This window comes from Streptococcus sp. CCH8-C6 (genome assembly GCF_001557225.1).
GTDB classification, from domain to species: domain Bacteria; phylum Bacillota; class Bacilli; order Lactobacillales; family Streptococcaceae; genus Streptococcus; species Streptococcus sanguinis_C.
In genome coordinates, this window is sequence record NZ_LSJN01000018.1 from 283,318 (window position 1) to 302,868 (window position 19,551).

A 19,551-nucleotide genomic window follows, 5' to 3' on the forward strand; every position below is an offset into this window, starting at 1 on the left:
ATCATAAACATTCAAATTTATAAGGAGCAACAAATGACTTTAGCAAAAGAGATTGCGCGTGATTTATTGAAAATCAAAGCTGTGTATTTGAAGCCAGAAGAGCCTTTTACATGGGCGTCGGGCATCAAGTCACCTATATATACGGACAACCGTGTGACCTTGGCTTATCCAGAAACTCGGACCTTGATTGAAGATGGTTTCGTTGAAAAGATTCGGGCGGAATTTCCAGATGTAGAAGTCATTGCTGGAACTGCGACAGCAGGCATTCCTCACGGAGCCATTATCGCAGATAAGATGAACCTGCCATTTGCCTATATCCGCAGCAAACCAAAAGATCACGGAGCGGGCAATCAAATCGAAGGTCGCGTAGCGCCTGGGCAGAAGATGGTTGTCATTGAAGACTTAATCTCTACTGGTGGTTCGGTCTTGGATGCGATTGCTGCAGCGAAACGTGAAGGTGCGGATGTGATTGGCGCAGCAGCTATCTTTACCTATGAGCTACCAAAAGCAGAAAAGAACTTTAATGATGCGGGTGTGAAATTAATAACGCTTTCTAACTACACTGAGCTAATCACTCTGGCCGAAGCAGAAGGTTATGTCAGTCCTGAAGGATTGGCCTTGCTTGAGAAATTTAAGCATGACCAAGAAAATTGGCAGGCCTAGACCGAATACAAATAAAATGATCTGACCCTTATTCAGGTCATTTTTCAGTAAAACGTCCTTGTATTGCCTTTAAAAATGGCTTAAAGTCTTGGTGTTTGGTATAATAGAGCTATGTCTAAGATTTATCATCTATCCTTTTCGATATTACAGAAAGTTATGCTGATTACGGCTGTTCACTGGTTTCTGATTGCCATCTGGCATGTTGCAGAGCTGAATAGTATAGCTATTATTGCTTTTGCTGGGTTAGCGTATCTAGGCTATCGCTATCGGCATTTGCTAGGAAAAGCTTATCATTGGCTGATGAAGCATAAACTTCTTATTATGCTAGCCGTCTTTATTTTTCAGCTGATCATGCTCTTTTCAGCTGAGCTTTTGATTAGGCGGGATGCAGCAGTTGTCTTTACAGGGGCTTTCAAGACTCTAAAAGAAAGCTCCATTTCCAGCTATCTGACCCGGAACCCTAACAATGTCTCACTCTTTCTCTACGAGCGCTTTTTCTTTAATGTATTTGGGGAATCTGGCTTATGGGTCATGCAGGCCTTGAATATTGTTTATACTAACGTAACGGCCTTGATTCTCTATAAGGGCTGCCAAAAGTATTTTTCACAAAGGACTGCAGATGCTGTCTTTAGTTTATATGTGCTCTTACTGGGCTTCTCTCCTTATTTCTTTTCAATGTATACCGATATTCCGCCCCTGCCTTTCATTAGCCTGCAGATTTTCTTAGTTCTGGGATTGCTGAAGGGAGAGGAGTCCAGCCGACAGCTGGTTTGGCGCAGTATTTTGCTTGGACTGATGACTAGTCTGGCTTTCTTCTTTAGACCAACAGTAATGATTCTGCTGATAGCTGTCTTCGGAGTTCTCTTTTTCAAAAAGAATTGGAAGAAGTTCTTTCTGACACTAGTTGTTTTTGCTTGCAGTTTTGCGATTAGCTACGCCCCGCTGCATTACTGGTCCAAGCATCAGAAGGAAGTGCCGATTATGGAGGGAGAGGGATTGGCAAAAGGTCCCCTGCTCTTTATCAATCTAGGTCTGACTTTCAATGGCCACAATCAGGAAGATATGAAAGAAGGGCTCTTGCAGTATATTGAGCCCGACAAGCAATATGACTATAACAATGGCATGTTTGCCAAGGAATATGTTATCAAGGAAATCAAGCGGCGCTTAAGTGAATATAATCCTTTGACTTTAGCTCATCATCTCTTCCACAAGCAGTCTCTGACTGTAGCAGAAGGAGATTTGGGCTGGCTCTACCGCAGTGTTGAAAATGAAAAGACACCTTATATATCGCCTTTTTACCAAGATACGAAGGATAATCCTCTAACTCAGTTTGTCCGTGACTTCTTCTTGAATACTGACAAGTCAGAATTTGTCTATTTCTCGCTGTCCAAGCAGGTGGTTTGGATTGTCATGGCAGCAGGACTTGTCTTTGCCCTTTGGAAATACCGCTCCAGTGATGAACTGAATTTTCTAACCTTAGCTGTTTTTGGCGGCCTGCTCTTTCTGCAGATTTTCGAAGGAGGCAAGACGCGTTATCTGATTCAGTTTTTGCCACAGATTTTGGTTCTGTCTGCCCTAGGATTGGCCCAGTATCCTCAAGCTCTAGGGAAGTTTCGCTTTTGGACTAGAAAGAAGGACTCTTTGAAATGAAAAAATCTGTTCCTATCTATGAACCGCTTTATAGCTTGAAGCCCATTGCTGAGAATATCTGGATTGTCGACGGTGATTTGATTGAGATGGATGCAGTGGTGACAAAGTTGCCTTTTTCTACCCGCATGACTGTCATTAAGTTAGCAAATGGTCAGCTCTGGTGTCATTCACCAATCCAGCCAAATCAAGCCTTGTTTGACCAGTTGGACGCTTTGGGACCAGTCGCACACCTCGTTTCACCTAATAAGATTCACTATGCCTATATAGCTGACTGGAAGAAGCGTTATCCTGAGGCAATTGCTTGGTCTAGCCCAGGAGTGGAAGAGAGAGCAGCCAAGCAGAAAATACCAGTCTCTTTTGATAAAAAGCTGACAGATGAGGCTCCAGAAGCTTGGGCAGGTCAGATAGATCAGTTGGTTTTCAAGGGAAGTACTTATATTGAGGAAGTTGTCTTTTTTCATAAGGACTGTCAAACCTTGATTTTGACAGATTTGATTGAGAATTTTGAAACAGAGCATTTTCCAAGTCAGATTCGCGGCAAGGCTTATAAATTAGTTCGAGTTGCAGCTCCGGATGGCCAGACACCTATTGACTACCGCATGACCTTTATCGGTCATCAAAAAGAAGCCAAAGAATGTCTAGAGCAGATGCTGGCTTGGCAACCGGAGAAAATCATACTAGCCCATGGTTCTTGTTTTCTGGAAAATGGCAGAGCAGAGCTCAGAAGAGCACTTAGGTGGATTAAGTAATAGAATTTTTATCGTAGAAAATGAGAGGAGACATATATGCAACATTCAGCTTGGCACGCTTTGATTAAGGAGCAGCTGCCGGAAGGTTATTTTGCAAAAATCAATCATTTTTTAGACGAAGTGTATGCTTCAGGGACCATTTACCCACCTCGGGAAAAGGTTTTTAATGCGATTCAGACGACAGATTTAGCGGATGTTAAGGTGGTTATTTTGGGGCAGGATCCCTACCATGGACCTAGACAGGCACAGGGCTTGAGTTTTTCTGTACCTGATGACATTCCAGCTCCGCCTTCTTTGCAGAATATTCTCAAAGAACTGGCAGACGATATCGGAGTGAAAGAGTCGCATGATTTGACTTCCTGGGCTCAGCAAGGTGTTCTCTTGCTCAATGCTGGTCTGACAGTGCCTGCTGGGCAGGCCAATGCGCATGCAGGCTTAATCTGGGAGCCTTTTACGGATGCTATTATCAAAGTAGTCAATGAAAAGTCTGATCCAGTTGTTTTTATCTTATGGGGTTCTTACGCTCGCAAGAAAAAAGCCCTGATTAGCAATTCGCAACATTTGATAATCGAGTCAGCTCACCCAAGTCCGCTGTCTGCGTATCGTGGTTTCTTTGGCAGCAAACCCTTTTCTCGTACCAATGATTTCTTAGTGGCTAAGGGCTTGGAACCTATCAATTGGTTATCTTAGGAGGTAATATGGTTCAGTTAGCAACGATTTGTTATATTGATAATGGTCGGGAGTTTCTCATGCTTCACCGCAACAAAAAGCCCAATGATGTTCATGCTGGGAAGTGGATTGGTGTCGGTGGCAAACTAGAGCGAGGAGAAACCCCACAGGAATGTGCTGCGCGCGAGATTCTAGAGGAAACAGGTCTAAAGGCAAAGCCCGTTCTTAAAGGCGTTATCACTTTTCCAGAATTTACTCCCGACTTAGACTGGTATACCTATGTTTTCAAGGTAACGGAGTTTGAGGGGGAACTGATTGACTGCAACGAAGGGACTCTGGAATGGGTGCCCTATGATCAGGTTTTGTCTAAACCAACCTGGGAAGGTGATCATACCTTTGTTGAATGGCTTTTAGAAGACAAGCCGTTCTTTTCTGCAAAGTTTGTTTATGACGGGGATAAGCTCTTGGATACGCAGGTGGACTTTTACGAATAAGGAGATAAGACGATGCTATTAATCAAAAACGGACGAGTTATGGATCCTAAGACTGGTTTTGACCAAATTGCTGACCTCTTGGTTGAGGGGAAGAAGATTGTTAAAATCGGTCAAGATTTGCAGGCTGAAGATGCAAAAGTTATCGATGCCAGTGGTTTGGTTGTGGCTCCAGGTTTGGTGGATATACATGTGCATTTCCGGGAGCCGGGCCAGACTCATAAGGAAGATATTCACACGGGGGCCTTGGCAGCAGCAGCAGGTGGTTTTACGACAGTTGTCATGATGGCCAATACCAATCCGACCATTTCTACAGTTGAAACTCTGAAGGAAGTGCTGGACTCGGCTAGTCGTGAAAATATCCATATCAAGTCGGTCGCGACAATCACAGAGAATTTTGATGGACAGCATCTGACAGATTTCCAAGGTCTCTTGGCAGCTGGTGCAGTAGGTTTTTCTGATGACGGTATTCCGCTGACCAACGCTGGCATTGTCCGCCAAGCCCTCGTAGAAGCGCGTAAAAATAACACCTTTATCAGCTTGCACGAGGAAGACCCTAATCTCAATGGCATACTCGGTTTTAACGAGCATATTGCCAAAGAGCATTTTCATATCTGTGGCGCGACAGGTGTGGCAGAATACAGCATGGTTGCACGCGATGTCATGATTGCTTATGATGCAAAGGCTCATGTACATATCCAGCATTTGTCCAAGGCTGAGAGTGTAAAGGTGGTGGAATTCGCTCAGAAGCTAGGCGCGCACGTTACTGCTGAAGCAGCACCTCAGCACTTCTCTAAGACAGAAGCTCTGCTATTGACCAAGGGCAGCAATGCTAAGATGAATCCGCCTCTGCGCTTAGAATCGGACCGGCTGGCGGTTATTGAGGGGCTCAAATCAGGTGTCATTTCTGTCATTGCGACGGACCATGCTCCACATCATGCTGATGAGAAAAATGTAGCCGATATCACTCAGGCGCCTTCTGGTATGACTGGTCTTGAGACTTCGCTTTCTCTGGGGCTGACCTACCTAGTTGAGGCTGGTCATCTGAGCTTAATGGAACTTTTGGAAAAAATGACTCTTAATCCAGCTCAGTTGTATGGTTTTGATGCTGGCTTCATCGCTCAGGACGGTCCTGCCGATTTGACAATATTTGACCCAGAAGCAGATAGGCTTGTAACTGACCACTTTGCCTCCAAGGCAGCTAATTCACCTTTTGTTGGTGAAAAGCTTAAAGGCCAAGTGAAGTTTACCATCTGTGATGGGGAAGTTGTCTTTGAGGGATAATAAATATAGTTCAGACTCTGATGAATTTCAGAGCCTTTTTTAACACAGAAAATTTTCTAGTAATTTTCTGAAAAACCGAATGTTTGTTGAAATAGTATTGATTTAGTTCCTTTTTAAGCAAAAAAGATGTATAATATAACAAAATACTAAAGAGGAGTGTTCGTTATATGAAGAAGAAATTTTTCATCTTACCTGTTCTATCAACAGTGCTTTTGGCACCTGCTTTTTTGGCTCATCAAGTCTCTGCAGAAGAGGCACAGGCTAGTCCAGAGCCGGCAACGACTGAGTTGACCAATCAGCCAGCTGCTGAGACAGCTTCTGAAGCGCAACCAACTGCTCCAGCAGCTTCAGCAGAAGAAAAGCCAGCAGCAGATAGTCAGAATACAGCAGCTCCGGCTGGTCCAGCTGCGACAGAAGCCGCTGCAGCACCAGCCCAGTCTGAAAATCTGCCAGAGGCTACGATTCTCCATACCAATGATGTGCATGGTCGTATCGTAGAGGAAAAAGGCGTTATCGGTGATGCTAAGCTGGCTACTGTCATCAAAGAAGAGCGCGCTAAAAATCCTAAAGTGCTAGTTGTGGATGCGGGTGATGCCTTCCAGGGGCTGCCAATTTCCAATAGCTCAAAAGGGGAAGAACGTGCTAAAATCCTCAATGAAATTGGCTACGATGCTATGGCAGTTGGTAACCATGAGTTTGACTTTGGTCTGGATGAGGCAAAGAAATACAAGGAAATTCTTAAATTCCCACTTCTCAGCTCTAATACCTATGCCAACAATGCTCGAGTTTTCCAAGCATCTACCATTGTGGACAAGGATCCAGCGGTTGAGGGAGATGAGTTTGTGGTAATCGGTGTGACAACACCTGAAACTGCTACAAAAACTCACCCTAAAAACATCCAAGGTGTGACCTTCACTGATCCAATCACAGAGGTCAATCGCGTCATTGACGAAATCGAAGCACGCGCAGCGGCAGAAGGAAAGAACTACAAAAACTACGTTGTTCTAGCTCACTTAGGTGTTGACACGACAACTCCGATTGAGTGGCGCGGCTCAACCTTGGCTGAAGCTCTTTCTAAAAATCCTAAGCTCAAAGGCAAGCGTGTAACCGTTATTGACGGCCACTCCCATACAGTAGAGTCTACGACTTATGGCGATAATGTCACCTACAACCAGACTGGTAGCTACCTACACAATATCGGTAAAGTAACTTTCAAAGCCAATCAACTTCTGGGAAATCCTCAGCAAATCCCTGCTGAAACAGCTAAGAAAGTCGCTCCAGACCCAGTTGTTGCAGACATGGTCAGCAAGATTAAAGCTAGGTACGACGCAGATAATGCCAAGGTTATTGTGGCAAACAGCCCTGTAGAGCTTAATGGCGACCGTGAAAATGTCCGAGTTCGGGAAACCAATCTGGGTAATGTCGTAGCAGATGCTCTCTACGATTATGGTCAAACTGGCTTTGCCAATAAAACAGACTTAGCTGTTACTAACGGAGGCGGCCTACGCGAAACTATTGCTAAAGACAAGCCAATCACCAAGGGAGATGTCATCGCTGTATTGCCTTTTGGAAACACCATTTCACAAATCAAGGTAACTGGTCAAAATATCGCAGATATGTTTGCCAAATCTCTAGGCTCTATCCTTCAGGAAAAAGATGGCAAGCCTGTGCTGGATGAGAACGGACAACCCTTGCTAGAACCAAGCGGTGGTTACCTGCAAATCTCTGGAGCTAAAGTCTACTACGACACTACTCTGCCAGCTAATCAGCGTGTCCTCCACATTGAGATTAAGAACAAAGAAACGGGTGTTTATGAGCCTCTTGATCCAAATAAGACCTACTATCTGACAACAAATGACTTCTTGGCTGCTGGTGGTGACGGCTATACCATGCTGGGTGGCCCTCGCGAGGAAGGACCATCTATGGATGTGGCCTTCGCAGACTATCTGGCAAAAGCTGATTTGACAGCCTATGCGGTTATCAATCCAAACTCACGCGCTATCTCTATTTCATCCACTAAGGATACAGATGGTGATGGCTACACAGATATTGAGGAAATCAAGCAAGGAACAGATCCAGCTAATGCAGCTTCCTACCCAGCTGGTGCCAAAGCAGCTGATCCTGCAAAACAGGCAGATCCACTGGTTAATACTCCAAAACAAACTAAGCAAGTAGCAGTTCATGTTGCTAAGACCTTCACTAAGGATCCTGCAGCTAAAGAACTGCCAAAGACAGGCAGCGAATCAACAGTTGCCCTGAGCTTAGTTGGTATGGTTTTAGGATTCTTTGGGTTGGCAGGAATCAAGAAAAGTCACAAAGAAGACTAGTTAGAAGACACAATAAAACGGAAGTTGTTCACTTCCGTTTTATTTCTTAGCCTCAGGATTTTGATGTGTGATATTCAAACCCCAAGGGATCAAATTTTCTTTTTTCTGTTTGATACGTTGGATATTGTCCTTGTGCCGGAGGATAATAATCAAAGCCAGCGCAATGATAATCAGAGTGAAAAAGAGATCATAGCTAGGCAGTATAAAGCCAACTAGAGGAAAGAGCAGAGCAGACAGGATAGCGATGACTGCTGAGAGCACACTTGCCAGAGAAATCATACTTCCCAGATAAAGGATGCTGGCAAAGATGACAATCAGATAGACAAAGAAGGCTGGTGAGAAGCCCAGAACAACCCCTGCACTGGTTGCCACGGCCTTGCCACCCTTAAAACCAGCAAAGATAGGGAAGGTATGGCCAATCACAGCCAAGAGGCCAAAGACAAGTGGCGAAATTCCCTCAATATGCAAAAAGAAAGGCAGCAGGTTCGCTGCAGTTCCTTTGAGAAAGTCAATAGCAAAAGTAGCCGTCCCCGCCGTCTTTCCCAAAATACGGAAAGTATTGGTCGTTCCGGTATTGCCGCTGCCGTATTCTCTTAGGTTCTTTTTAAAGAAAATTTGCCCAATCCAAAGCCCAGTCGGAATAGAGCCCAGTAAGTATGCTAGTATTAATCCAATTATCGTGTTCATCATGATTTTATTATACCATTATTTCGCTTTCTTACAATAGAAAAGGATAGAATTTATAGCAGGAAATGTCTACTCGGATATTGGATTGTGCTTCGTGTGAAATCAGTCCTCATCAGCAGTTTTTTCAAAAAAATCTTTGCAATATTTGCCAAAAACTTGTAAGATAGTAAGGATGAATAATGCAGGAGGTTCCTTGTGGCAAAGAAGGAAATCAATATTAATAATTATAATGATGATGCCATTCAAGTATTAGAAGGGTTGGATGCGGTACGTAAACGTCCGGGTATGTATATCGGATCCACCGACGGGACAGGACTCCATCATTTAGTATGGGAAATCGTGGATAACGCGGTTGATGAGGCTCTATCAGGCTTTGGTGATCGGATTGATGTCACTATCAATAAAGATGGGAGCTTAACAGTATCTGACCATGGACGCGGGATGCCAGTTGGTATGCACGCTATGGGAATTCCTACTGTTGAGGTAATTTTTACAGTATTACATGCTGGTGGTAAGTTTGGTCAAGGTGGTTATAAAACTTCGGGAGGACTCCACGGGGTTGGTTCTTCGGTCGTTAATGCCCTATCTAGCTGGTTAGAAGTAGAAATTACTCGTGACGGTACAGTCTACAAGCAGCGCTTTGAAAATGGCGGAAAACCAGTTACCACACTCAAGAAAATCGGTACTGCACCTAAGTCCAAGTCTGGAACCAAAGTGACCTTTATGCCGAACGATACGATTTTTTCAACGACAGACTTCAAGTACAACACTATTGCCGAGCGGCTTAAGGAATCTGCTTTCCTTCTTAAGAATGTTCGCTTGTCTTTGACCGATGAGCGAACTGGCGAAAAAGTAGAGTTCCATTATGAGAATGGTGTTGAAGACTTTGTCAGCTACCTCAATGAAGATAAGGAAACATTGACTCCAGTTCTCTATTTTGAAGGAGAGGAAAGTGGTTTCCAAGTTCAAGTGGCTCTCCAGTATAATGACGGTTATTCAGATAATATCTTATCCTTTGTTAATAATGTCCGCACCAAGGACGGTGGTACTCATGAGACGGGGCTCAAGACCGCTATTACCAAGGCTATGAACGACTATGCCAGAAAGACGGGTCTGCTCAAGGAAAAGGATAAGAATCTGGAAGGTTCAGACTACCGCGAGGGTCTATCTGCCGTCTTATCAATCTTAGTTCCTGAGGAGCATTTACAGTTTGAAGGCCAGACCAAGGACAAGTTAGGTAGTCCCTTGGCTCGTCCTGCTGTGGACTCCATTGTCTCTGACAAGCTGACTTTCTTCCTCTTGGAAAACGGTGAGTTGGCATCAAACCTCATCCGCAAGGCTATCAAGGCTAGAGATGCGAGAGAAGCGGCCCGCAAGGCGCGTGACGAAAGCCGTAATGGCAAGAAAAATAAGAAAGACAAGGGCTTACTCTCTGGTAAGCTAACTCCGGCCCAATCTAAGAATCCAGCTAAGAACGAACTCTATCTGGTCGAGGGAGACTCTGCCGGTGGCTCTGCCAAACAAGGACGTGATCGTAAGTTCCAAGCCATCCTGCCCCTGCGAGGTAAGGTTATCAATACCGCCAAGGCAAAGATGGCCGACATTCTTAAGAACGAAGAAATCAATACCATGATCTACACAATCGGAGCTGGTGTTGGGTCAGACTTTACACTTGAAGATGCCAACTATGACAAGATCATTATCATGACCGATGCGGATACTGACGGTGCCCATATTCAAACCTTATTGCTAACCTTTTTCTACCGCTATATGCGTCCGCTGGTTGAAGCTGGTCGTGTCTATATCGCCCTTCCTCCTCTTTACAAAATGTCCAAGGGCAAAGGCAAGAGCGAAGTCGTCGAGTATGCTTGGACCGATGGCGAGCTGGACGACCTGCGTCGCAAGTTTGGCAAGGGGGCCATGCTTCAGCGCTACAAGGGGCTCGGTGAAATGAACGCTGACCAACTCTGGGAGACAACCATGAATCCCGACACACGCACCCTCATTCGTGTCACCATTGAAGACCTGGCCCGCGCCGAACGCCGCGTCAATGTCCTCATGGGAGACAAGGTCGAACCACGCCGCAAGTGGATTGAGGATAACGTCAAGTTTACGCTTGAGGAGAGTGGGGAGATGGTGTTTTGAGGGGATATAGCAAAGTATGTTTATAGCAATACAAAATGTTCAGCAAAATAATTTACAAATATCACAAGAGTGGTGGTGGGTAGTATTTGCTCTGATAATGACTACGATTTTGGGACCGATTATAGTACATAGTTTAAAAAATAGATTTGACAATGCAAAAAAGATAGATATAATTGGAAATAGTATTTTAAACATAAATAACAGAACCGGAGTGCCTGAACTGGCAACTTCTGGACAACAATTATATTCAAATTTTATATTAAACACTCTAACTGTAGAAAATAAAAGAAGTGCTAATCAATCAGTAACAGAAATTGAATTATATAATATCAGGAAAAGCAAAAATGATTTTCAAGATATTCAATACGATGGTGGTTTTTTTGAAAAAAGCCAAAAATTTGTACTCCTAGCTTATAATAACGGAACTGAAGAAGCGATACTAAACCAATATACTATTAAGTTTATTAGGCGTGAGAAAGACACTTTTAAAGAAATCTACGAAACAGAGAAAGTTCTACAAAAACCCTTGATGTTAAAATCTGGAGATATTAAGAGTTTAATCATATATTCATTCGAGGAGTTTATTTCTGAATTCGAACGAAACAGCCAGTTAGAATTTATAAATGTTTTAGTTTTTGATAACAATGGAAAAAATATTCCAGAATTGATATTAGCTTTAGACTTCAATAGAAAAGAAAAGAGATTTCATGTTGGTCAACGAGGTGCTGCTGGTTCCAGGATTGGCGAGGTTCCATTGATTAATTTGCTTGAAGATACCAAACAAAAATCTGTTGCTTGCTCCCAACGATTAACTCCTGGCGCTAATGATGTTAAGTTTTCCATTTTAGTCGATAGAAGTTGTAAATTGAAGTATAATGTAGCTGTTAAATGTGGTAAGAAAATAATAAAGGATAAACAAAAATATTCTATAGATATTCGAGTTCCTGTGTATAAACAGGAAAGGGGGACTCTTTTTGGTGATTTTTATACATTCTTATTTAAAATGAATCATGCATTAAATGATGATATTGATTATAATAAAGATCTAATCAATACTTTAAATAGCGATTTAATTTATGATAAATATTATGCTGCTAGAACCTTTGCTAACGCAAAAATATAGTTAGCACTGTGATGAATGCTGCCATAGCATACAACAAACACCTCACCAGATTTTCTGACAAACTCGCCAGAGCTTAAGTGAGACCGTCAGATTTTCTGACGAAGTGTTTTGAAGCAAATTCTGTTTGGCAGAAAATCTGGTGAGTATTTTTTGAGTAAAAGACGAACGTTTGTTTTTCTGGCGAGCAGTTTTAAAGCAAAAAACCTTTTCTGAAAATCAGAAAAGGTAAAAAGGGAATTAAAGTTAAAATAAATAAAAAATTTAGGAGATTATAAAAATGAAAAAATTTTATGGAATTACTAGTGTAGATGTTCAGACTTTAGAAAACAACGAATTTTTCCAGCTCATGTCCGAGAGTCGGAGCGAGGTTGCGGCATTTATCAAGGAAAATAAGGTGGACGGCATTTACACGACCAAGCTGGATGAGATGGACAAACTTCTGGAACAGCTGCAGGGCGGGCTTCATCAGACCAAGTCCAGCAAGCTGGTGGCTAGTCTGGATCAGGCTGACCGCGAGCGCGATGATGCTTTGGGTACGCTCCAGTCTTTGGTTCGGGCCTTTGCACGGGTCGAGGATGCAGCGACCAAGGAAGCTTATGAGACCCTGTCTCAGCTTCTGAAAAACTACACTGGTCTAGCTGCAACTAGCTTGGAAAAGGAGACCGAGGGCATCAACCACCTACTCCAGGAGCTGAAAAAGCCAGCCTACCAGACGGCACTGGCTAAGCTTCATCTGGAAGCCCATGTCGACAGTCTGACAGCTGCTCAGAAGGCCTTTGAAAAGGTCTACAAGGAGCGATTGACTGAGCTCAAGGGCAAGACACCGAGTCAGAATAAGAACGTTCGCCTCAAGCTGCAAGAAATCTATGATTTTCTAGTGGACTTCACTGCAATCATTGCCTACGCTTATCCTGAAAGAACTCACGTGGTCAATCTCCGCGACCACCTCAACACTATCCGCAGCCGCTACAAAAAACGTAAACCTACTAAGAAGGTGAAAGAAGAAATAGTAACAGCATAATAAAGGAGTAAAACTATGAAAAAAATCTACACACTTACATTACTTGCATTTTCAGCATTTATTTTAACCGCTTGCTCTTCGCAGGAAGCTTGGCTTAATGGTACTTGGAAGAGTGACAAAACTAAACAAACCTATGTTTTTGAAGAAAAGCAAAGCAAATGGACCATTTTAAATGGTAAGGAAAAACTTGCTGAAAAAGGTGAAGTACAAGATAAAAAAGGCGATCAATTCATTATTGTTGATGCTAACGGTAATCGTCATCAGATAAAAAAAGTTGATGAAAATACTATTGAGTATCAGCCTTTTACATCTGATGGCATTTCTGCAACCAATGGAGAAAGTTTTAAATTAAAAAAGGAAAAGTAGAATTATTCTGTTTGTTTGAGTTTTCAAAGGAGTGATTAGATGACAATGCTTAAAACTTACCGTCTCATCTTACGAGACTTGCAGGAATCTGATTTACCGGCTTTGATTGCTCTGAATCAGGATTCGGAGGTCATGCAGTATTTCCCAAAGCCATATAGTCAAGCGGAGTCCTTGCGCCTTTATCAGGGAATTCAAGATGAAGTTAAGGCTTATGGCTACAGTCTTTGGGCTGTTGAAGAAAAGTCCAGTCAGGAGTTTATCGGCTTGGTAGGTCTGCACCATTCGGATTTACAGATTTTCGCTGGAAAAGAAGCTGTAGAAATTGGCTGGCGTCTGCGAAAAGAGTTTTGGAATCGTGGTTATGCGACAGAGGCTGCCCAAGCCTGTCTAAACTTTGCTTTTCGGCAAGCTGGCTTATCAGAAGTTTACTCTTTTACATCCTTACTCAATCTCCCTTCGCAAAAAGTCATGCAAAAGCTAGGTATGGAATTTGTCAAAGAATTTGATAATGAAAAAGTTCCAGCTGACAGTCCCCTTTATAGACATGTCCTCTACAGAATCAAGAGTTTCCACTAAAAAGGTAGGTGTTTCTATGAGAACTGAATCCGAAATGCTAGATTTAATTTTGCAAACCGCAAAAGCGCTACAGGTCGACGCAGTCGCGATGTCCGGCTCGCGGACAAATCCAAAAGCTCCCAAGGACGAGTTCCAAGACTATGATGTGGTCTACATTGTAGAGGATTTGGATGGTCTGGTGGCTGACCTTGCTTGGTTGGACCAGTTTGGCAAGCGCATGATTGAGCAGCATGTCCTACTAGACCATCGCCGCCTCTATCTCATGCTCTTTGAAGATGGCAATAGGATAGATTTGACCCTTTGTCCTAAGGAATACATCAAAGAGTGGGTGGATAGCGAAGCGGATTTCACGGTGCTGGATGACCCGCAGGGGCTGTTTGCTCCTTATGCACCGACACCCAAGCGCTATTGGACGGCACCCGCCAGTGCGACTGACTTTGACAAATCCTGCAATGAATTCTGGTGGGTATCAGCTTATGTGGTCAAGGGCATTCATCGAAACCACCTGCTCTATGCGACAGATCATCTGTATGGAATCTGCCAGCAAGAATTGCTCAAGCTTTTAGCTTGGCAAGTAGCAGCAGATAAGGGGACGGTTGATGTTGGCAAGAACTACAAATACCTCTTTCAGTATTTGCCTACTGAGAAAGAGAAAGAATCTACAGCCTTGCTTGACTTTTCTGACCAGAAAAACCTCGCCAAGTCTCTCTTAGCTACCATGGACTTTTTCCACAAAGAAGCACAAGCTTTCTCTCTCAAAACAGGCTTCCACTATGACAAAGCAGCCGCAGAGAAGATGATTGAGTATGCTGAGGAGAAGTTGAAATAGTTTCAGAGACACTTGCAAGATGAACAAAATCTTTGGTTTATAATAGTTATTGAGGTGAAATAGTATGTTGGATTTTATGTTTGGAATATTTGCTATGTTATTCCCATTTCTTCCGATTGTGTCCATAATCTTATCAATATATATTGCCTTACAAAATAATAAACTTGGCAAAAGATTTTATGGTTTATTTTTTCCTGTAATTATCACCATATGTAATATTTGGTTGTTTCCCGTAGATCGGACAGATATGTTTCACGATGCTTTAAGGTTTTATTTTTTTCTAATTGATTTTTGTTTACCTATGCTCATTGCTTCCACGCTCTATCACTCAATACGCTTATATTATTTATACAAATCAATCAAGTGGAGAGTTTTCCCTATAAGTATCTGTTATTTTTTCGGTTTAATTTTTCATTATCTTAATACAATGCATTGGGAGGAGCTATTTCGAGGGCAAAAGTTTGTATTTGATATCTTGCTGATATCAACTGCTATAATTTCTTATTTACCTTGTCTATATTTGTACATACTTCAAAGAAGAAAGAACAATCCATAGGGAATAGTTGCATTTGCTTAATCTAAATAAGTGTTTGTGAATGACTAAAATAATATCTAAAAATATTTTTCTTAAGTACCAATTTTAATGTAAAAATCTACTCTACATTCTTTGAAAGGAGTTGAACACGCCCTAAATGGTGTGTGAAAATGATAAATTTTCTTGCGAGCATCGCTCACAGCAAGAATTTCCTATTTTCACTTTGCATTTTACGGGTTTTGTATCCTATGAGTAAAATTCAAAACATGTCCCTTGAGGACATCATGGGAGAGCGTTTTGGTCGCTACTCCAAATACATCATTCAAGAGCGGGCCTTGCCGGACATTCGCGATGGCTTGAAGCCTGTTCAGCGCCGTATTCTTTATTCGATGAACAAGGACGGCAATACCTTCGACAAGGGCTACCGCAAGTCGGCCAAGTCAGTTGGGAACATCATGGGGAATTTCCACCCCCACGGTGACAGCTCCATCTACGATGCCATGGTCCGTATGTCTCAGGATTGGAAAAACCGTGAGATTCTCGTTGAGATGCACGGGAACAATGGTTCCATGGATGGTGATCCACCGGCGGCTATGCGTTATACCGAGGCGCGGCTGTCTGAGATGGCTGGCTACCTTTTGCAAGATATTGAGAAAGATACTGTTCCTTTTGCTTGGAACTTTGACGACACCGAGAAGGAGCCGACTGTTCTGCCGGCAGCCTTTCCTAATCTTTTGGTCAATGGAGCAACAGGGATTTCCGCTGGTTATGCGACGGATATTCCACCCCATAATCTAGCAGAAGTGATTGACGCGGTTATCTATATGATTGACCATCCGTCTGCCAAGGTGGATAAACTCATGGAGTTTCTGCCTGGTCCAGACTTCCCAACAGGAGCCATCGTCCAAGGCCGAGATGAGATTAAGAAAGCCTACGAGACTGGCAAAGGTCGCGTCGTGGTGCGCTCCAGAACTGAGATTGAAAAGCTGAAGGGCGGAAAAGAGCAAATCGTCATCACCGAGATTCCTTACGAGATTAATAAAGCGGTCTTGGTCAAGAAGATTGACGATGTGCGGGTCAACAATAAGGTGGCTGGTATTGCTGAGGTGCGGGACGAATCCGACCGGGACGGTCTTCGCATTGCTATCGAGCTCAAGAAAGACGCCAATACCGAGCTGATTCTCAACTACCTCTTTAAGTACACCGACTTGCAGGTCAATTACAACTTCAACATGGTGGCTATTGACAATTTCACGCCGCGTTTAGTGGGGATTGTGCCAATCTTGACCAGTTATATTGCCCACCGCAAGGAGATTATTCTGGCTCGCAGCCGTTTTGACAAGGCCAAGGCTGAGAAACGGCTCCATATTGTGGAAGGACTGATTCGGGTTATTTCCATCTTGGACGAGGTGATTGCCCTGATTCGTGCTTCAGAAAACAAAGCAGACGCCAAGGAAAATCTGAAAGTCAGCTATGATTTCACCGAGGAGCAGGCTGAGGCTATCGTCACTCTCCAACTCTACCGTTTGACAAATACAGACGTAGTGGTTCTGGAAGAGGAAGAAGCAGAGCTGCGTGAGAAGATTGCGATGCTGGCTGCCATTATCGGGGATGAGCGCACTATGTATAACCTTATGAAGCGTGAGCTCCGCGATGTCAAGAAGAAGTTTGCCAATCCGCGTCTCAGCGAGTTGCAGGATACGGCAAACGCCATTGAAATTGATACAGCTAGTCTGATTGTTGAGGAAGAGACCTATGTCAGCGTGACACGTTCAGGTTATATCAAGCGTACCAGTCCGCGTTCCTTCTCAGCTTCGACCCTAGAAGAGATGGGCAAGCGTGACGATGACCGACTGATTTTTGTTAGCCCGGCCAAGACGACCCAGCATTTGCTGATCTTTACGAGTCTTGGAAATGTTATTTACCGGCCTGTTCATGAGCTGTCAGACATCCGCTGGAAAGAAATCGGAGAACACCTAAGTCAGACCATTAGTAACTTTGATACCAAGGAAGAGGTTATCTATACGGAATTACTGGACAGCTTTGAGGAGGGAACCTACTTTGCAGCGACCAAGTTAGGTCAAATCAAGCGTGTAGAGCGCAAGGAATTTAGTCCTTGGCGGACCTACAAGTCTAAGTCGCTCAAGTTTGCTAAACTAAAAAATGAAGACGACCAGGTCATTGCTCTGGCGCCGATTAAGCTGGATGATGTTATGCTCGTGACCAAGAATGGCTATGCTCTCCGCTTCAATATCGAGGAAGTACCAGTCATCGGAGTTAAGGCAGCTGGGGTTAAAGCCATCAATCTCAAGAAAGACGATGTCCTAGCGGCAGCCTTTATCGCCAATACAGACTCACTTTACCTCTTGACTCAGCGTGGTTCGCTCAAGCGTATGGCAGTCGCAGATATTCCTGTTACCAGTCGGGCAAATCGCGGTCTTCAAGTTCTGAGAGAGCTTAAGACCAAGCCGCATCGTGTCTTTGTGGCTGGACCTGTCTTTGGCGAAGCAGTGGACTTTGATCTCTTCACAACAGAAGCAGAAGCCAGTGAGGAGCAGATTTTGCAGGTGCTTTCTAATAAAGGAACTGCCTATGAGATTAATCTAGCTGATCTTAGCCTGTCTGAGAGAACTAGCAATGGAAGCTTCATTTCTGATACCATTTCAGACGAAGAAGTCTTCTCAGCTTATATCAAGTAATTATCAAACCAGTTCACAAGAGCTGGTTTTTTCAATTCTTAAAAGTTTGATAGCGGAACAAAAGATCGGATAACAAAATTTTCTGAAAATTGAAAATAATACTTGAAAATATCTCAAAAAGGTGTAAAATAAGGAGTATCTAAAAATGAAGTTTGGAAGAAGAGGAGAAAGACCATGACTGTAAATCTTGACTGGGAAAATCTAGGATTCTCATATATGAAACTGCCTTATCGCTACATAGCATACTATCGCAACGGCCAGTGGGAAGAAGGAACGTTAACAGAGGACGCTACGCTCCATATCTCTGAGTCGTCTCCTAGCCTTCACTACGGCCAGCAGGCTTTTGAAGGTCTGAAGGCTTATCGAACTAAGGATGGCAGTATTCAACTCTTCCGTCCGGATAAAAATGCGGAGCGTCTGCAACAAACAGCTGATCGCTTGCTCATGCCGCAAGTTCCAACAGAAATGTTTGTGGATGCAGTTAAGCAGGTTGTCCGAGCTAATGAAGAATATGTACCACCATACGGAACAGGCGGAACCCTTTATATTCGACCTCTCTTGATTGGAGTCGGCGATATTATCGGCGTAAAACCAGCTGAAGAATATATTTTTACGATCTTTGTAATGCCTGTTGGTAATTACTTCAAAGGAGGCCTGACTCCGACTAACTTCATTGTGTCGGATGACTATGACCGCGCAGCACCGCACGGAACTGGTGCGGCTAAAGTTGGAGGTAATTACGCTGCTAGCTTATTACCAGGAAAGATTGCTAAGGATAAGCATTTCTCAGATGTGATTTATCTCGATCCGGCAACCCATACCAAGATTGAAGAAGTGGGTTCTGCCAACTTCTTTGGTATCACAAAGGATAATGAGTTTGTAACGCCGCTCAGTCCCTCAATCTTGCCATCCATCACTAAGTATTCTTTGCTTTATCTGGCGGAGCACAGACTAGGACTCAAGCCGATTGAGGGAGATGTTCCACTGACAGACTTGGGTAAATTCACTGAAGCAGGAGCTTGCGGAACAGCGGCTGTTATTTCTCCTATCGGTGGTATCCAGCACGGCGATGACTTCCACGTCTTTTATAGCGAGACAGAAGTCGGTCCAGTCACTCGGAAGCTATATGACGAATTGACTGGTATCCAATTCGGCGATGTTGAAGCGCCAGAAGGTTGGATTGTAAAAGTATAATCTAAAAACTGTCCTTGATGGGGCAGTTTTTCTGTAATTCTAGCCCAAGATAGCTTGCGTAGTCAGCCTTTTTCGTGTACAATAGAAATTTGAAAGAGGTAAGTTATGAGTAAAAAAGATAAAAAAATTGAAATTCAAATCACAGATAGCAAAGTGAAGGTCGGAGCAGACCAATTTGATGGTTATAGTCTTGCTATTGGCAAGAAGGTTATTGGCGAGATAGCTGAACTAGATGGCCAGTTTGCAATCATCAAAAATGGAAATGCTGAAAGTTTTTATAAAAAACTTGAAAGAGCTGTGGAAACTTTGATTGAAACCTATAATTTAAGCAAATAGGGCTTGCATTTTCATTGTATCAATGTTATAATAGATGACGTTGATTGTCGGAGAGATAGCGAAGAGGCTAAACGCGGCGGACTGTAAATCCGCTCCTTTGGGTTCGGGGGTTCGAATCCCTCTCTCTCCATTCTTTATATTGATGGGGTATAGCCAAGCGGTAAGGCAAGGGACTTTGACTCCCTCATGCGTTGGTTCGAATCCAGC

General features: G+C 43.3%; 16 protein-coding genes, 1 tRNA gene and 1 pseudogene. 17 read left to right on the forward strand and 1 reads right to left on the reverse strand.

Annotation, left to right across the window (positions count from 1 at the left end):
• Positions 1-33: 33 nt before the first annotated feature.
• The 7 genes from pyrE to nt5e all read left to right on the forward strand — a co-directional run bounded on the left by pyrE (position 34) and on the right by nt5e (position 7,833).
• Complete coding sequence (pyrE, locus tag AX677_RS02290) at positions 34-663, forward strand: orotate phosphoribosyltransferase (protein WP_060976030.1); 630 nt, start codon at positions 34-36, stop codon at positions 661-663.
• A gap of 111 nt (positions 664-774) precedes the next feature.
• Positions 775-2,313 carry a glycosyltransferase family 39 protein gene (locus AX677_RS02295; protein ID WP_060976031.1) on the forward strand — a complete coding sequence of 513 codons (1,539 nt, stop codon included), beginning with the start codon at positions 775-777 and terminating at the stop codon, positions 2,311-2,313.
• Positions 2,310-3,062: a DUF4336 domain-containing protein gene (locus AX677_RS02300; protein ID WP_060976032.1), complete on the forward strand. Its 753-nt coding sequence runs from the start codon at positions 2,310-2,312 to the stop codon at positions 3,060-3,062. The genes AX677_RS02295 and AX677_RS02300 overlap by 4 nt, the downstream gene beginning before the upstream one ends.
• A 36-nt stretch (positions 3,063-3,098) precedes the next feature.
• Positions 3,099-3,752 carry a uracil-DNA glycosylase gene (locus tag AX677_RS02305; RefSeq protein ID WP_060976033.1) on the forward strand — a complete coding sequence of 218 codons (654 nt, stop codon included), beginning with the start codon at positions 3,099-3,101 and terminating at the stop codon, positions 3,750-3,752.
• Between the two features lie 8 nt (positions 3,753-3,760).
• Positions 3,761-4,225, forward strand: coding sequence for an 8-oxo-dGTP diphosphatase (locus AX677_RS02310; protein WP_002904550.1), 465 nt, complete (start codon positions 3,761-3,763; stop codon positions 4,223-4,225).
• A 12-nt stretch (positions 4,226-4,237) separates the two neighbouring features.
• A complete protein-coding gene (locus AX677_RS02315; protein ID WP_060976034.1) occupies positions 4,238-5,506 on the forward strand; it encodes a dihydroorotase in 1,269 nt (422 codons plus the stop codon).
• 167 nt (positions 5,507-5,673) lie between these two features.
• A complete protein-coding gene (gene nt5e / locus AX677_RS02320; RefSeq protein WP_060976035.1) occupies positions 5,674-7,833 on the forward strand; it encodes a cell surface ecto-5'-nucleotidase Nt5e in 2,160 nt (719 codons plus the stop codon).
• A 39-nt stretch (positions 7,834-7,872) separates the two neighbouring features.
• Here the strand turns inward: nt5e and plsY are convergent, their stop codons facing one another.
• Positions 7,873-8,523 (reverse strand): glycerol-3-phosphate 1-O-acyltransferase PlsY, encoded by a 651-nt coding sequence (gene plsY, locus AX677_RS02325; RefSeq protein WP_060976036.1) that lies wholly within the window; start codon positions 8,521-8,523, stop codon positions 7,873-7,875.
• 192 nt (positions 8,524-8,715) lie between these two features.
• Between plsY and parE the strand changes: the two genes are divergently transcribed.
• From parE to AX677_RS02380, 10 genes and pseudogenes are all read left to right on the forward strand, one after another.
• The gene (gene parE, locus AX677_RS02330; protein WP_060976037.1) at positions 8,716-10,665 is read left to right on the forward strand and encodes a DNA topoisomerase IV subunit B; all 1,950 of its coding nucleotides are present in this window, start codon (positions 8,716-8,718) and stop codon (positions 10,663-10,665) included.
• 16 nt (positions 10,666-10,681) lie between these two features.
• Positions 10,682-11,788 carry a hypothetical protein gene (locus AX677_RS02335; protein WP_060976038.1) on the forward strand — a complete coding sequence of 369 codons (1,107 nt, stop codon included), beginning with the start codon at positions 10,682-10,684 and terminating at the stop codon, positions 11,786-11,788.
• A 277-nt stretch (positions 11,789-12,065) separates the two neighbouring features.
• The gene (locus AX677_RS02340; protein ID WP_060976039.1) at positions 12,066-12,809 is read left to right on the forward strand and encodes a DUF6261 family protein; all 744 of its coding nucleotides are present in this window, start codon (positions 12,066-12,068) and stop codon (positions 12,807-12,809) included.
• 15 nt (positions 12,810-12,824) lie between these two features.
• Positions 12,825-13,175, forward strand: a complete 351-nt coding sequence (locus AX677_RS02345) for a hypothetical protein (protein WP_002933668.1) — start codon at positions 12,825-12,827, stop codon at positions 13,173-13,175.
• 39 nt (positions 13,176-13,214) lie between these two features.
• Positions 13,215-13,751, forward strand: a complete 537-nt coding sequence (locus tag AX677_RS02350; protein ID WP_060976040.1) for a GNAT family N-acetyltransferase — start codon at positions 13,215-13,217, stop codon at positions 13,749-13,751.
• Between the two features lie 16 nt (positions 13,752-13,767).
• Complete coding sequence (locus AX677_RS02355) at positions 13,768-14,580, forward strand: aminoglycoside 6-adenylyltransferase (RefSeq protein ID WP_060976041.1); 813 nt, start codon at positions 13,768-13,770, stop codon at positions 14,578-14,580.
• A gap of 783 nt (positions 14,581-15,363) precedes the next feature.
• Positions 15,364-17,814 carry a DNA topoisomerase IV subunit A gene (gene parC / locus AX677_RS02365; protein ID WP_060976050.1) on the forward strand — a complete coding sequence of 817 codons (2,451 nt, stop codon included), beginning with the start codon at positions 15,364-15,366 and terminating at the stop codon, positions 17,812-17,814.
• A gap of 168 nt (positions 17,815-17,982) precedes the next feature.
• Positions 17,983-19,008, forward strand: a pseudogene (locus AX677_RS02370) (branched-chain amino acid aminotransferase); the annotation flags it as partial.
• A gap of 105 nt (positions 19,009-19,113) precedes the next feature.
• A complete protein-coding gene (locus AX677_RS02375; RefSeq protein ID WP_002895433.1) occupies positions 19,114-19,344 on the forward strand; it encodes a DUF2969 domain-containing protein in 231 nt (76 codons plus the stop codon).
• Between the two features lie 49 nt (positions 19,345-19,393).
• Positions 19,394-19,474: transfer RNA gene (locus tag AX677_RS02380), tRNA-Tyr, on the forward strand.
• Positions 19,475-19,551: the final 77 nt, after the last annotated feature.